The following is a 15,644-nucleotide window of genomic DNA, read 5'->3' as shown; positions in this document are numbered from 1 at the left end:
CCGCCATGCAGCCATCCGCCATCCGCCCCGCTCCGCGCAGCGTGCTGCTGGCGGTGCTGCTCGCGCTGATGGTGCAAATCGGCTGGCAAGCCAGCCGTCCGCCGGCGCGGGCGCGGGCGCAGGACTTGCCGCCGGCGCCGGCGCTGGCGACGCTGCGGCTGGCCGCGCTGGGCGACCCGGTCGCGCTGTCCAAGGCCGCCATGCTGTACGTGCAAGGCTACGACGACCAGGCCGGCATCAGCATCGCCTGGCGCGATCTCGATTACAGCAAAGTCGCCGCCTGGCTGCAGCGCGTGCTCGACCTCGATCCGCGCGGCCAGTACCCGCTGCTGGCCGCCAGCGAGGTGTACGGCGCCGTCACCGACCCGGCGCGCGCGCGCCGGATGCTGGACTTCGTCTACGCCAACTACCTCGAAGACCCCGACCGCCGTTGGCCGTGGCTGGCCCATGCGGCGCTGGTGGCCAGGCACCGCCTGCACGACCTGCCGCTGGCGCGCCGCTACGCCGAAGCGATCCGCCTGCACGCCACCGGCCCCGGCGTCCCGGCCTGGGCGCGCGAGCTGGAAATCTTCATCGCCGAAGACATGAACGAACGCGACGCCGCACGCGCCCTGATCGGCGGCCTGCTGCGCAGCGGCCAGATTACCGACCCGCACGAACTGCAATTCCTGTCCGACCGCTTAGATCGCTTAGATCGATCAGATCGATCAGATCGATTGAAGCAGCCCTGAGCTGCTTGCTATACTACCCAGATAACAATGAAAGGATCTCCCATGCGCCCCATCACCGCCCGCCAACAAGGCTTCACCCTGGTTGAAATCGCCATCGTACTGGTCATCATCGGCCTGCTGCTGGGCGGCGTGCTGAAAGGCCAGGGCCTGATCGACAGCGCCCGCGTTAAGAACATCATCCAGCAATCGACCTCGCTGACGGCGGCGGTCAACGCCTACCAGGACAAATTCCGCGCCCTGCCCGGCGACGACGTGCAAGGCACCACCCACGCGCCGGGCGCCACCGGCAACGGCAACGGCGACGGCCAGATCGGCGAATACCTGCTGGCGCCGCAGCACCTGGCGCTGTCCGGCTTCATCACCGGCTCGTTCAACGGCACCACCGACTTCATGACCAGCGCCCAGGGCGGCGCGGTCTACATCTACAACGACGTGGTGGCCGGACGCGGCGGCAACGGCGTGCGCCTCGACAACCTGCCGGACTCGTTCGCCGAACAGGTCGACAGCAAGCTCGACGACGGCAAATACAACACCGGCTCGGTGCGCGCCACCGGCGCCTACACCAACAACGGCAGCGTGATCCAGCGCACCGCCCTGTTCTTCTGAAATTAAAAGCACGCCCGTACTTTTATTCGTTTAGAATAGCTGTCACACCTACAACAGCAGGAGACAGCATGTTTGAAGAATTCATCGGCACCAAGGCCGTATCGGCGCGCCACCAGTTCGACCTGGCGGCGCTGGACGCCTACCTGCGCCAGCACGTCGAGGGCTACCCGCAAGGCGAACTGACGGTCGAGCAGTTCAAGGGCGGCCAGTCCAACCCCACCTTCAAACTGACCGTCACCGGCCAGCCGCATGTGCAACATTACGTCCTGCGCACCAAGCCGGCGCCGGCCGCCAAGCTGCTGCCGTCGGCGCACGCCATCGAGCGCGAGTACCGCGTCATGGACGCGCTGCAAAAACATGGCTTCCCTGCCGCCCGCCAGTACGCGCTGTGCACCGACGAATCGGTGATCGGCCGCGCCTTCTACGTGATGGAGTTCGTCGAGGGCCGGGTGCTGTGGGACCAGGCCCTGCCCGGCATGACGCCGGCCGAGCGCGCCGCCATCTACGATGAAATGAACCGCGTGATGGCGCAGCTGCACACGGTCGACTACACCGCCATCGGCCTGGCGGACTACGGCAAGCCGGGCAACTATTTCGCGCGCCAGATCGAGCGCTGGAGCAAGCAGTACCAGGCCTCGCAAACCGAGACCATCGAGGCGATGGACCAGCTGATCGCCTGGCTGCCGGCCCACATCCCGCCCGGCGAAGACACTGCCATCGTGCACGGCGACTTCCGTCTCGACAACCTGCTGTTCCACCCGACCGAGCCGCGCATCCTGGCGGTGCTCGACTGGGAACTGTCGACCCTGGGCCACCCGTTTGCCGACTTCTCGTACCACTGCATGAGCTGGCACATCGAGCCGGGCAAGTTCCGCGGCATCGGCGGACTGGACCTGGCGGCGCTGGGCATCCCGTCGCAGCAGCAATACATCGCGCGCTACGCCGAGCGCACCGGCAAGACCATCCAGCTGGCCGATTTCAATTTCTATTTGGCATTCAATATGTTCCGCCTGGCGAGCATCATGCAAGGCATCATGAAGCGCTACGTCGACGGCACCGCTGCCAGCGCCCAGGCGCTCGAATCGGGCCGGATGGCAAAGCCGATGGCCGAACTGGGCTGGGCCTACGCACGCGGCAAGGCCATCTGAACAAAACCGCTTTATGAAATGCGCGGCCTCGGCTACTATCGGGAGGTGACCGAGACCGCCCGCAAATCGCTGCCCTCCATCCGCTCGCAGATCGCCCTGCTGGTACTGGCCTGCGCGCTGCCGACGGTGATCGGATTCGGCGCGCTGGTCATCCAGTTCTACAGCAGCGCGCGCAACAACCTCAAGGAGGACACGCAGCAGGCCGCGCGCGCGGTGGCCGCCGCCATCGACCGCGACCTGGTGCAAAGCGAAGGCGCGGCGATCGTGCTGGCCTCCTCGCCCAGCCTGCGCACCGGCGACCTCGCCGCGCTGCGGCTGCAGGCCGGCGCCCTGCTCAGTCCGCAATTCCCGGCCTCGCAATTCATCCTCAGCGAACCCGGCGGCAGAGCCGCGCTCAACCTCGGCGCGCCGCTGCCGGACACCCTCAACCCGGTCAACAACGCGCGCCGGCTGGCGCCGCTGTTCGGCAATGGCCGGCCGCACATGTCGGTGGTGGTGGTGGAAGGCAGCGCGCTGCTGGCCATCGACGTGCCGGTGTTCCTCGAGAGCCGCGTGGCCTATGCCCTGACCGCGCTGCTCAAGCCGGACCGGCTGGCGCGCATCCTCAAGGATGAACATATCAGCGCCGACCAGGCCATGACCCTGTTCGACCTGGACGGCAACGTCATCGCCCAGAACGGCGGCCCGCGCCTGCTGCTCGGCCATGCGGCCGATCCGGCGCTGCGCGACCACCTGCTCAAGCAGCAGGAAACGCTGCTGGAAACCGACGACGCCGCAGGCACTGCGGTCTACATGGGCCTGAGCCGGGCGCCGGTCAGCGGCGCCGTGGTGGCGATCGCCACGCCGCAGGCCAAGGCCAGCCAGCACTTGCTGGAAGCGGTGGCGCTGATCGCGCTGACCATGCTGGCGGTGCTGGCGGCCGGCTTCTCGCTGGCGTGGTCGGTGGGCGGGCGTATCGCGCGCTCGGTGCGCGAACTGGTCGGCCCGGCGCAGGCGCTGGCCAGCGGCAAGCCGTTCGCCATGCCGGAAACCACCTTCCACGAAGCCGACATGGTGGCCCACGCGCTGGGCGCGCTGGAGGGCGACTTGCTGCGCCACAGCCAGGAACTGGAAAGCCTGGTGGCCGAACGCACCAGCCAGCTGGAAAAAAACCGTTCGCAGCTGGAAACCCTGTACGCCACCGCGCCGGTGGGCCTGAGCTACGTCGACGCCGAGCTGCGGGTGCTGCGCATCAACGACTACCTGGCCGCGCTCAACCAGCAGAAGGTGGTGGCCCACCTCGGCCGCCACATCGGCGACATGATCCCGGACCATACCGTGCGCAACAGCGTGCTCGAGGATTACCGCATCGTGCTGGCAAGCGGCAAGCCGCTGACCGGCATCGAGCGCAGCGGCTATCCGGCCTCCTCGCCCGACGAGCTGCGTCACTGGGTGGTCAGCTACTACCCGCAGTTCGGCACCGACGGCCAGATCATCGGCATCACCGGCCTGCTGCTGGACGTGACCGCGCACAAGCGGGTGGAAGCCGAGCTGCTGCGCTCGCGCCATCTGCTCAGCTCGGTACTGGACAACATGCCGGCGATGGTGTTCCTGAAACGCGCCGGCGACCTGCGCGTCGAGATCTTCAACCGCTACGGCGCGCAGATGCTGGGCACCAGCGCCGAGCACATCGTCGGCAAGACCGACCACGACCTGGTGCCGGCCGACGCAGCCGACCGCTTCAGGGCCGACGACCTGCGCGTGCTGGCCAGCGCGCCTGGTGCGGTGACCGAGATCCTGGAAGAACCGCTGGTCACCGCCAGCGGCACGCGCTACCTGACCACGCGCAAGGTGGCGCTGCGCGACGAGCACGGCGCGGCCACGCACGTGCTGGGCATCTCGCTCGATATCACCGAGCGCAAGCAAGACAAGGAGCAGCTGCGCGCCACCGCCGAGCGCCTGGCCGCCAGCGAGCACTTCGTGCGCACTGTGACCGACAACCTGCCCGGCAAGGTGGCCTACTGGGACGCCGCGCTGCACTGCCGCTTCGGCAACCGCTACTTCCTCGACTGGCATGGCGTCAGCGAGGAGCAGGCCATCGGCGCCCACATGCTGGAGGTGGTGGGCCAGGCACAATACGAGGAGCGCCTGCCGTATATCCAGGCCGCGCTGGCGGGCGAGGCGCAGGGCTTTGCCGGCAAGCTGGAATGGCCGTCGGGCGAGACCAGCCACACCTGGATCAACTACATTCCCGATATCGACGAGCGCGGTGCCGTGAAGGGTTTCTTTATGCTAGTCTCTGATGTGACCGAGCTCAAGGAAACCGAATTGCACCTGCAGGAAGTGAACGAAGAACTGGTGGTGGCGCGCGACCGCGCCGAGGCGGCCAGCCGCGCCAAGAGCGAATTCCTGGCCAATATGAGCCACGAAATCCGCACCCCGATGAACGCCATCATCGGCCTGGCACGGCTGCTGGAAGAAGCGCCGCTGGCGCCGCGCGAGCGCGGCTACCTGCACAAGATCCAGTTCGCCACCCAGTCCCTGCTCAGCCTGGTGAACGATGTCCTCGACTTCTCGCGGGTGGAAGCCGGCCAGCTGGTGCTGGAACACGCCAACTTCAACCTGCAGCATATTCTGGACAGCATCAGCGTCATGCTGAGCGGCAGCGCCGCCGACAAGGGCGTGGAGCTGGTGTACGACATCGACCCGGCCATGCCGACCGGGCTGGCGGGCGACCCGATGCGGCTGCAGCAGGTGCTGCTCAACCTGGTCAGCAACGCCATCAAATTCACCGCGCAAGGCGAGGTGGTGCTGACGGTGCGTCGCGCCAGCGGCACGGCCCGGCCGGGCGACCGCGCGCTGCTGGTGGAATTCGTGGTGCGCGACACCGGCATCGGCATCGCGCCCGAGCAGCAGGCCGGCATCTTCGACGCCTTCTCGCAGGTCGACAGCGGCACCAGCCGCCAATTCGGCGGCGCCGGGCTGGGGCTGGCGATTTGCCGCCAGCTGGCCGACATGATGGGCGGCGCCATCAGCCTCACCAGCGCGCCGGGACGCGGCGCCGAATTCCTGTTTGCCTGCCCGCTTGAATGCACCGAGGCGGCCGAGGCGGCGCCGGCGGCGGCCGGCAAGGCGCTGTCGGTGCTGGTGGTGGACGACAACGCCAGCGTGCGGCAAGCGCTGCACGCGGCCGGGAGCAGCTTCGGCTGGCAGATGGCATGCGCGGCCGGCGCAGCCCAGGCCCTGTCCCTGCTGCAGGAACGCCACTACGACTTGCTGTTGCTGGACCGCGACATGCCGGGCACCGACGGCCCGGCCCTGCTGCTGCAACTGCCGGAGGGCCTCGCACTGCCGCCGGTGCTGATGATGACCTCCGAACACCTGGCCGTCACGCTGGGCCAGCAATCGGCGGCGCTGGGGCTGGCCGGCGTGCTGGCCAAGCCGGTCAGCCCGGCGCGGCTGCTGGAACGGGTCAGCGCGCTGCTGGCCGGCGACCAGGCCACGGCCGCCGTGCTGCCCCAAGTAGAGCACTCGCCCCTGTATGGACGGCTGGCCGACATGCGCATCCTGCTGGTGGAAGACAATGAAATCAACCAGGAGGTGGCGCAGTACATGCTGCTGCACGCGGGCGCCACGGTGGAAGTAGCGGCCAACGGCAAGTTGGCGGTGGAGCTGCTGAGCGCCGCGCCCGAGCGCTACGACGTGGTGCTGATGGACGTGCAAATGCCGGTCATGAACGGTTACGACGCCACCCGCGAAATCCGCAACCTGGGCTTGCTGACCCTGCCGATCATCGCCATGACCGCCAACGTGCTGGAAGACGACCGCCGCCGTGCGGCCGAGGCCGGCATGAACGCCCATGTGGCCAAGCCGATCGACGTCGAAGAACTGATCGCCGTGCTGACCCGGCTGGTGACCATCCGCGGCGCCTCGCGCGACATGGTGGCGCCGGTGCCGGCGCGCCCGGCCGCAGCGCCGCCGGCCGCCAGCCTGATGCCGCCGCTGTCGCCGCTGCCGGGCATCGACGTCGAGGCCGCGCTGGGCCGGCTGGGCGGCAACCAGGACGCCCTGACCGGTCTGCTCAAGCGTTTCGAGCAATCGCAGGGCGGCGCCGTCACCGAGGTGCGCGCCCTGCTGTCCGCCGGCCAGCGCCAGCAGGCCGGCCAAGCGCTGCACAAGCTGCGCGGCGTGGCGGCCAACCTCGGCGCGGCCGACGTGGCGCGCCTGACCGCCGACGCCGAAGCCGTGCTGCACGACCCGGCGGCCGATACGCTGGCGCTGCCGGCCGCCCTCAACCGGCTGCAACAGGCGCTGGAACTGGTCACCCGCACCGCGCGCGGCCTGGCCGCGCCACGCCAGGACATGCCAGCGAGCAACACCGAAACACCGGACCTCGAGCAAAAACTGGCGGAGTTACAAAGTTTGCTTCAAAATAACAACCTGAAAGCACTAGAACATTTCCGGGCCCTGCGTCCGGCGCTGGCCTCGGCCGGGCAAGCGCAAGCGCTCGGCGAGGCAGTGGAAACCCTCAACTTCAAGGTTGCGCGCCAGATGGTGGAAGAAATGCTGCAGCGAAAGGAAAGTGCATGAGCTGGACCGATCTGGCCCGGAATGGACGCATTCTGGTGGTGGATGATGCAATGGAAAACATCCAGATCCTGCACCACGCGCTGCGCGACGAGCACGAAGTGCTGTTCGCGCTGGACGGCGAGCAGGCGCTGCAAATCGCGCTTGACCAACAACCGGACCTGATCCTGCTGGATGCCGTCATGCCCGGCATGGATGGTTACGCCGTGGTGGCGGCCCTGCGCGGTTCGCCGCGACTGCAAGACATCCCGGTGATCTTCGTCACCGCGCTGAGCCAGCCGGAGGACGAAACGCGGGCGCTGGAAGGCGGCGCGGTGGACTTCATCAGCAAGCCGTTCAACGTGGCGGTGGTGCGGGCGCGGGTGCGCAGCCAGCTGACCATCAAGCGCCAGGCCGACGCCATGCGCGAGCTGAGCATGACGGACGGCCTGACCGGCGTGGCCAACCGCCGCAACTTCAACGACACCGTGGACGCCGAGTGGCGCCGCTGCGCGCGGGCGCAGCTGCCGCTGTCGGTGATCATGATCGACATCGACCATTTCAAGCTTTACAACGACCACTACGGCCACCAGGCCGGCGATACCTGCCTGCAACAAGTCAGCGCGGCCATGAAGCGTTGCGCGGCCCGACCGCAAGACCTGCTGGCGCGCTACGGCGGCGAAGAATTCATCCTGCTGCTGCCGCAGGAAGGCGCCGAGGGCACGGAAGTGGTGGCCAACCGCATCCTGGACGAAGTGCGCAAGCTGGCCTTGCCGCACGCGGCCTCGCCGACCACGCCGCAAGTGACCCTGAGCATGGGCCTGGCGACCCTGCTACCGACGCCCGACAGCACCGATCCCAACCCCATCATCCGCACCGCCGACGCCAACCTCTACCGCGCCAAACAAACCGGCCGCAACCGCTATTGCCTGTAAACAATTCAGGGTCAGCTCTGTCATTTGGACACGCGTGAATGACGATTGCGAAATATCAAAGCACGCTCATATATTGCTGATCTAAATCAGGCCAGTTAATGACCTGGATTTGGGATGAGCGCATTGATATTTATCAAATCTCTTGCGTGTATGTCCAAATGACAGAGCTGACCCTGAATTTCAGCCAAGTTTTAAAGTTCGACCTAGGTAATAATCTTCCAATGCGACTTCCCTCCGCCTATTCGCCAATGCGTGCTTAATCGCTCTCACCTCGTGCCAAAGATTGGCGCAATTACACCAAAATTTGGCACAGGCCGCTGCGGTCAAAAAGAATATCGCCTTATATCTTTTCTATTTTAAATAACCAGTAATTCATTTTGAATTATTCCAGGCTACTAATTCATTCGATTTAATTGATGCCTTTATCGCCAGGTAAATGCGACGAAATAAGTCTGCAATTAATTACGAGTGCTGCTGAAAACCGCGCTGGGCGGTGAAACGCTCCAGGTGGTGGTCGACGTCGCCCAATGTCAGTTCGATCATGCTCAGGCGCTTGAAGTGATGCGCGGCTGGCAGTTCGTCGGTGACGCCCATGCCGCCGTGCAGTTGCACCGCCTGCTGGCCGATGAACTTGGCCGCCTGCCCGATCCGCACTTTCGCCGCCGACGCCACCCGCCGCCGCTCCTCGGCATCGCATGACATGCGCGCCGCCACCAGCATCGCCATCGAACGCGCCTGCTCGAGGTGGATGTACATGTCCGCCATCCGGTGCTGCAGGGCCTGGAAGCTGCCGATCGCCAGCCCGAACTGCTTGCGGGTTTTCACATATTCCAGCGTCGCATTGAAGATGGCGTCCATTGCCCCCACCGCCTCCGCGCACAGCAGGCTGACGCCATAGTCAGCCGCTTCTTCCAGCAAATCCCAGCCACCGCCCATCCGCCCCAGCAGCGACGAGGCCGGCACCGCTACGTGATTGAATTGCACTGTCGCCGCCCGCTGGCCATCAATCGTGCGGTAGTCGCGGATGATCACGCCCGGCGTGTCGACCGGCACCACGAACAGGCTGATGCCATTGGTGTCGCGCTGGGTGCCCGCGCTGCGCGCCGAGACGATCAGCGCCCCGGCCTGGCCGCCGTGGATGACCACGGTCTTGGTGCCGTCGATCCGGTAGCCTTCGCCATTGATGCTGGCAATGGTCTTGATATCAGCAAGGTCATGACGCGCATGCTTTTCGCCCAGCGCGCATGCCAGTTTCAGTTCGCCTTTCGCCACATCTTCCAGACGATGATGCTGGTTGCCTGCAAGTTGCAGGAACTTGGCGCCCCATGCGGTGGCGAAGTACGGCTCCACCACCAGCCCGCGCCCCAGTTCCTGCATCACCACCAGCAGGTCGACCGCCGTGCCGCTGAAGCCGCCCTGCGCTTCCGGCACCGGCAAGGCCGTCATGCCCAGCTCGACCAGCGTATCCCACGCCACGTCCGACACCCCGCTGGCCGAATGCACGATGCGCTTGCGCGTCTCGAAGCCGTAGTCCTTGTCCACCCAGCGGCGCAGGGCGTCGGCAAATTGCTGTTGCTCTTCCGTCAAATTGAAATCCATCGCCGCTCCCTTACAGCCCCAGGATCATCTGGGTGATGATGTTTTTTTGTATCTCGTTCGAACCGCCGTAGATCGAGGTCTTGCGGAAGTTGAAGTAGTAGCCGGTCAGCGGCGCAGCCGCGTCGTCGCCGGTGACGGCGTGGTCGGCCTTGCCTTCGAGATAATCGGTGTCGAACGGCAGCGCGTCCGGCCCCAGCGCTTCGACCATCAATTCGGTCAGCTGTTGCTGGATCTCCGAGCCGCGAATTTTCAGCAGCGACGCTTCCGGCCCCGGCGCGTGCGACTCGCGCGTCAGCACGCGCAGCACCGTGGTTTCCAGCGCCATCAGCTCGATTTCGAGGCTCGCCACCTTGGCCGCGTAGACCGGATCCTGCATCAGCGGCTTGCCGTGCTTGTAGTGTTCGGAGGCGATTTTTTTCAGGAACAACAGCTCGCGCTTGGAACGCCCCACCGCCGCAATGCCGGTGCGCTCGTGCCCCAGCAGGTATTTGGCGTAGGTCCAGCCCTTGTTTTCCTGGCCGATCAGGTTTTGCACCGGCACCTGCACATTGTCGAAGAAGACCTCGTTCACCTCGTGGTCCTCATCCAGCATGATGATGGGGCGCACGGTGATGCCCGGCGATTTCATGTCGATCAGCAGGAAGGAGATGCCCTCCTGCTTGCGCACGGTGCTGTCGGTGCGCACCAGGCAGAAGATCATGTCGGCGTGCTGGGCCAGCGTGGTCCAGGTTTTCTGGCCGTTGACGATGTAGTAGTCGCCGTCGCGCTCGGCGCTGGTTTTCAGCGAGGCGAGGTCGGAGCCCGAACCGGGCTCGGAATAGCCCTGGCACCACCAGTCCTCGCAACTCAGGATGCGCGGCAGGTAGCGGGCTTTTTGTGCCTCGTTGCCGAAGGCCATGATGACCGGCGCCACCATGTTGACGCCGAACGGCAGGATCGGCGGCGTGCCGGCACGCGCGCACTCCTCTTCCCAGATGTGGCGCTGGGTGGCGCTCCAGCCGGTGCCGCCGTGCTCGACCGGCCAGCCCGGCGCGGCCCAGCCCTGGCGGGCGACGATCTGGTGCCAGCGCACGTAGTCCTGGCGGCTCAGGCGCAGGTGGTTGCGGACTTTCTTTTGCAGGTCGCTTGGCAGGTTGGTGTCGAGGAAGCCCCGCACCATGTCGCGAAACGCCAGATCCGCAGCCGTGTAAGTCAAATCCATGCTGTCTCCTTATTGTTCTGCTCGGCTAAAAAGCACGACCGTTCAAAACGATTGTACTCCCATGCTTCTTTTTATAGGGCGACAGAATGGCCAATTTTGTTCACTTTCTCGCAAGCTTTTTCTCCCGCCACAAAAGTGGCCTGTCCGGATTGCAAAATTGGCCGGACCAATCTAGAATGGTCTGACCAAATAAACGTTTAACAATAAAGAGACCCCAACCGTGACTTCCCCTTCCGCCCTGATCGCGGCTGTCGCCGCCACCCTGCTCGCCCTGCCGGCTCACGCCGACGGCCCGTACCGCAATCCCGACAACAAATCCGTCTACGACGCCGGTGAAGGCACCTACAACGTGCCCTATAAAAAACCGACCGTGGCGGAAATCACGTCTGCGCTGGACCGCATCCGCGGCTACATGGAAGCGACCACGCCGACCAAGGTGGTACACAAGGACACGGGCGTGCAGATCACCGACTTCAGCAAGCCGGTGGCCGACGCGATTCTCGAACCGAGCAGCGCGGAATGGCATATCCAGGCCTACGAGATGGGCATTGTGCACAGCGGCCTGATCAAGGCAGCGGCGATCACCGGCGACAGCAAATACACCGCCATGACCACCCGCCACCTGCAGTTCATGCAGGAAAAGCTGCCCTACTTCAAGGCGCAGGAAGAGCAGTTCCACCTCAAGCGCGCCAACAGCTTCACCCGCTTCATCGAACCGCGTTCGCTGGACGATGCGGGCTCGATGTGCGCCGCGCTGATCCGCGCGCGCTTCGCCAAGATCGGCCCGGACATGAGCCCATTCATCGACGTGTGCAGCAACTGGGTGGCCAAGAAACAGTTCCGCCTGAAGGACGGCACGCTGGCGCGCGAGCGTCCGCAGGCGGTGTCGCTGTGGGCCGACGATATGTACATGGGCGTGATGCCGCTGGGTGAAATCGGCCATCTGACCGGCAAGCGTGAATACTATGACGACGCGGTGAAGAACGTGCTGCAAATGACCGGCTACATGTTCAATCCGCAAAACAATCTGTACACCCACGGCTGGAACGCCAACAATCCGGACGCGCCGCGCTTCTACTGGGCGCGCGCCAACGGCTGGGCGGTGCTGACCATGAGCGACCTGCTGGACGTGCTGCCGAAAGACCATCCTGGCTATCCGAAAGTGCTGGCACAACTGCGCCTGACCCTGCGCGGCGTGGCCGAGCAGCAATCGGGCAGCGGCCTGTGGCACCAGATGATCGACCGTCACGATTCCTATCTTGAAACCTCGGCCAGCGCCATGTTCACCTACGTGATCGCGCACGCCATCAACGAAGGCTGGATCAGCCCGGCGACCTACGGCTCGATCGCGCAAGCCGGCTGGATCGGCCTGCAAACCCGCATCAATCCACGCGGGCAAGTGGAAGGCATTTGCGTCGGCACCACCTTCGCGAGCGATCACATCTACTATTACAACCGTCCGACCAGCGTCGACGCACTGCACGGCTACGGCCCGACCCTGCTGGCCGGCGCCGAGATGATCAAGCTGCTCAACAATCCGAAGATCGACATCCAGGTCAAGCTGCGCACCTACCACTACGTGCCGAAGGATGCGGGCGCCACCAACTACAGCCACGAATAAGGGGATGCGCATGCGTACTTATCTGTTGCCAGTTATTGCCCTGCTGGCCGGCGGCGCCGCGCAGGCGGCCGAACTGGCGCGCATCACCGTCAGCAACGACCTCGACATGGCGCGGCCGTCGGAAACCATCGCCATCCCGTGGAGCGAGATCAACCGTGCGCTGCCGGGTGCGCTGATCCAGAAAATCGCGGTCAAGGACAGCAAGGGCAATGTGCTGCCCTACCAGGTCAGCAATGTGAAGCCGCAGGCCAAGGATCCGCAAGGCATCGGCGTCGCGTATGGCGAGCTGTACTTCCAGCACAGCTTTGCGGCCGGCGAAAAACAGGCCACCTTCACGGTCGAAAAAACCGAAACCGTGACGCCGCCGTTCCCGGCCAAGACCTTCGCCCGCTACGTGCCGGAACGCCTGGATGACTTCGGCTGGGAAAACGACCACGTTGCGCATCGCACCTACGGCCCGGCGCTCGGTGCGCCGGACACCGCCGGCGTGGGCAAGGAAGTGCTGGTGACGAGCGGGCTGGACATCTGGTTCAAGCGCGTAAGCTACCCCATCGTCGACCGCTGGTACAACAAAGGCCATGACCACTACCACCATGACGAAGGTGAAGGCATGGACATGTACAACGTCGGCAAATCGCGCGGCGCCGGCGGCACCGGCGTATGGGATGGCAAGCAGCTGTACGTGGGCCGCAACTACGCCGCGTGGAAAGTGCTGGCCAACGGCCCGATCCGCACCGTGTTTGAGCTGACGTACGACAGCTGGGATGCGGCCGGCACCAAGGTCAGCGAAGTCAAGCGCTTCACGGTCGACGCCGGCCAGGACTTCGATACGATGGACAGCACCTTCACCTTCAGCGGCCCGGCGCAGCTGGTGGTGGCGGTCGGCCTGAACAAAAAGCCGGCCGACAAGAATCAGGACGAAAAAATCGCCGTCGGCCGCGACAGCGCAGCCTTGAGCCAATGGGTGACGCAAGCCACCAAAGGCGCATTCGGCACCGCCATCGTGCTGCCGGGCGCGACCGGTACAACGGAAGACGCCTTGAACGAGCTGATCCTGGCGCCAGTCGAATCCGGCAAACCGCTGCGCTACTACCTCGGCGCCGCGTGGGACCGCGCCGGCCACGTGAAAACGGCGGCCGAGTGGCAGGAAAAAATCAAATTCCAAACCGCCCGCGCCGCCCACCCGCTCAAGGCCAGCGTCGCCCCTTAAACCTTAACCCGGGTCAGGTCTGCCATTGGTACATGAGCCCGTGTGCGATTGGCAGACCTGCCCCCGAATTTATTGCATGGTGTAGGTTTGCTGGGCGGTGTCGACGGCGTAGTTGTTGGCGGTGTCCCAGTAGGTGAAGTTGTAGCGCACGACGTCGCCCGCCTTCAGCCCGCTCGCGGTGTAGCTGTTGACGCCGCTTGCTTGCGTCATCCGCACGTTCAGCTGGCCGCCGTTGTTGACCGTGTAGTGCACGTCCGCCCAGCTCGAGGTATTGACGGTGAATTTCAACATCGTGGAGCTGGTCTGGCTGACGGCCGGCGCCGGCGTTGGAGTAGGCGTAGGCGTTGGCGTTGGCGTTGGAGTAGGCGTCGGGGTAGGCGTTGGCGTTGGCGTTGGCGTCGGTGTCGGCGTTGGCGTCGGTGTCGGCGTTGGCGCCGGTACGCCGCTGTCCCAGACGATGTCGTCGATCGACATCTGGAACGCCGACTGCGGCAAGGCCGCGCCATCGCTGGCGATCTGGAACATGTCCAGCATCGATTGCAGCGCCACTTTCGGCCCGGCCAGGTCGGTGATCGGGATGGTCGCCGTGCCCCAGTCGCCATTGCGCACCAGCCCGTAGGTGGTGGCGTTGGCCGGGAATTTCACCGCGTTCTGGTTGGTGTAGGTATCCTGGATGCCCACCGTGAACGCCACGTTGGCCGGAATCTTGATCTTCAGCTTCATATTGCCGTTGCGGAAGCCGCTCATGTCGCGCGCCTGCTTCGACTGCACGCTGCCGCCAAACCACGAGCCCGGCGTGTTGAAGCTCCACGACATGGCGTTCGCGCCCTCATACGGCGCAATCGTCCCGGCCGAGGTCGACGCGGTGTTCCACACGAAGATGTCCGAAGTATTGCCCGCCTCGAGCTTGTTGTTGACCACGGTGTTGTCGGTGTACACGCCGAACTTGCCCACTTCCGCCGGCGTCTGGTTGCCCAGCTTGACCGCGCCCTTGCCGTCCAGCTGGTACACCCGCACGTAGTCGACGTACATGGTGCCCGGCAGCGGCGCCGTCACCTGCGCCGGCGTCGCCGCGTCGGTGAAGTTGCCGCCCACCGCCAGATTAAAGAGCAGGTAGAACGGCGCCTGCAGTGCGGTCGAGTTGACCGGCAACGGGCTGTTGTACATGTCGTATTCCAAGCCGTTGTCGATCACGGTGAAGCGCATCTGCGATTCGGTCCAGTAGAAACGGTAGATCACGAAGCGGTTGGCAAACGATTGCGACGGCACGTACCAGTTCTTGGTCTGCCACGCGGTCGAGGCGGCGCAGCTTTCGTTGCCGGTCACGCAGGCGGCCTGCTGCCAGGTGATCACGTTGGAGCCGACAAACTTATCAATCGACGGCGTCGGCGAGCCGGCGGCGGCGCGGCCGCTGGCCTTGTGGCCCGATTCCATGATGTCGATCTCGCCCTTGCGCGGCCACACTTGCGGGCTCACGCCCAGCATCCACGCGGCCGGCCACAGGCCCACGCCCAGCGCCGGCTGCGCCATGCGGATTTCCACCATGCCGTACTGCACCTGCACTTTATTGAAGGAATCGATCTTGCCCGAGGTGAAGACGTTGCTGCCCACGGTCTGGCTGCGCGCCTGGATCGCCAGCGCCCGCGTCGCCGTTTCAAACGGCACGTTGACGATGCTCAGGTTGTTCGGGCTGTAGTACTCGAGCTCCTGGTTGCCGTAGCCGCACAGGTTGATCTGGCAGCCGTTGCCGTCGTAGGTGTTCCACAAGCTGGTGTTGAGCGACGTGCCGTTGAACTCCTCCGACCACAGCAAGGCGCCGATGACGGGACTGGTGACGCTGGCCTTTGCAGGCATGCCATAGGCCAGCACCAGGCTGGCGGCGACGGCGGACAAAACGAACTTCTGTTGTTTCATTTATGTCTCCTTTATCCACACTCCGAACAAATTGGAAACGATTCCAATCGCGAATCCAAAATATATTCTGATAAATATTTTTTGTCAACGCCTGTGCGCAACAGTGCACAACATTACACAACTTGCGCTATTGA

10 protein-coding genes are annotated in these 15,644 nt (G+C 64.7%); 7 read left to right on the top strand and 3 right to left on the bottom strand.

Going from position 1 to position 15,644, the window contains the following annotated elements:
* Window positions 1-5 precede the first annotated feature (5 nt).
* From BMZ70_RS03590 to BMZ70_RS03570, 5 genes are all read left to right on the top strand, one after another.
* Entirely contained in the window at window positions 6-731 is a 726-nt protein-coding gene (locus tag BMZ70_RS03590) for a hypothetical protein (protein WP_092270020.1), read from the top strand.
* A 42-nt stretch (window positions 732-773) separates the two neighbouring features.
* Window positions 774-1,337 carry a prepilin-type N-terminal cleavage/methylation domain-containing protein gene (locus tag BMZ70_RS03585; RefSeq protein WP_092270018.1) on the top strand — a complete coding sequence of 188 codons (564 nt, stop codon included), beginning with the start codon at window positions 774-776 and terminating at the stop codon, window positions 1,335-1,337.
* A gap of 68 nt (window positions 1,338-1,405) precedes the next feature.
* A complete protein-coding gene (locus BMZ70_RS03580) occupies window positions 1,406-2,485 on the top strand; it encodes a phosphotransferase (RefSeq protein ID WP_092270015.1) in 1,080 nt (359 codons plus the stop codon).
* A gap of 18 nt (window positions 2,486-2,503) precedes the next feature.
* Window positions 2,504-7,054, top strand: coding sequence for a response regulator (locus tag BMZ70_RS03575; protein WP_092270012.1), 4,551 nt, complete (start codon window positions 2,504-2,506; stop codon window positions 7,052-7,054).
* Window positions 7,051-7,965, top strand: coding sequence for a diguanylate cyclase domain-containing protein (locus BMZ70_RS03570; protein WP_092270009.1), 915 nt, complete (start codon window positions 7,051-7,053; stop codon window positions 7,963-7,965). The genes BMZ70_RS03575 and BMZ70_RS03570 overlap by 4 nt, the downstream gene beginning before the upstream one ends.
* 462 nt (window positions 7,966-8,427) lie before the next feature.
* On the opposite strand, the gene BMZ70_RS03565 is transcribed toward BMZ70_RS03570, so the two are convergent.
* Window positions 8,428-9,564 (bottom strand): acyl-CoA dehydrogenase family protein, encoded by a 1,137-nt coding sequence (locus tag BMZ70_RS03565; protein WP_092270006.1) that lies wholly within the window; start codon window positions 9,562-9,564, stop codon window positions 8,428-8,430.
* 10 nt (window positions 9,565-9,574) lie between these two features.
* Entirely contained in the window at window positions 9,575-10,765 is a 1,191-nt protein-coding gene (locus tag BMZ70_RS03560) for an acyl-CoA dehydrogenase family protein (RefSeq protein ID WP_092270003.1), read from the bottom strand.
* Window positions 10,766-10,985: 220 nt separating this feature from the next.
* Between BMZ70_RS03560 and BMZ70_RS03555 the strand changes: the two genes are divergently transcribed.
* The gene (locus BMZ70_RS03555; RefSeq protein ID WP_092270000.1) at window positions 10,986-12,386 is read left to right on the top strand and encodes a glycoside hydrolase family 88/105 protein; all 1,401 of its coding nucleotides are present in this window, start codon (window positions 10,986-10,988) and stop codon (window positions 12,384-12,386) included.
* A gap of 10 nt (window positions 12,387-12,396) precedes the next feature.
* Window positions 12,397-13,596, top strand: a complete 1,200-nt coding sequence (locus BMZ70_RS03550) for a DUF4861 family protein (RefSeq protein WP_229205277.1) — start codon at window positions 12,397-12,399, stop codon at window positions 13,594-13,596.
* A gap of 69 nt (window positions 13,597-13,665) precedes the next feature.
* Here BMZ70_RS03550 and BMZ70_RS03545 read toward each other — a convergent pair whose 3' ends face one another.
* On the bottom strand, window positions 13,666-15,510 hold the full coding sequence (locus BMZ70_RS03545; protein WP_092269994.1) for a glycoside hydrolase family 16 protein: 1,845 nt from the start codon (window positions 15,508-15,510) through the stop codon (window positions 13,666-13,668).
* Window positions 15,511-15,644 lie beyond the last annotated feature (134 nt).

The organism is Duganella sp. CF402, from assembly GCF_900109645.1.
In the GTDB taxonomy this organism is placed as follows: domain Bacteria; phylum Pseudomonadota; class Gammaproteobacteria; order Burkholderiales; family Burkholderiaceae_D; genus Rugamonas.
Note: the sequence above shows the minus strand (reverse complement) of the source record. Positions and strands in the feature narration are given on the sequence as shown.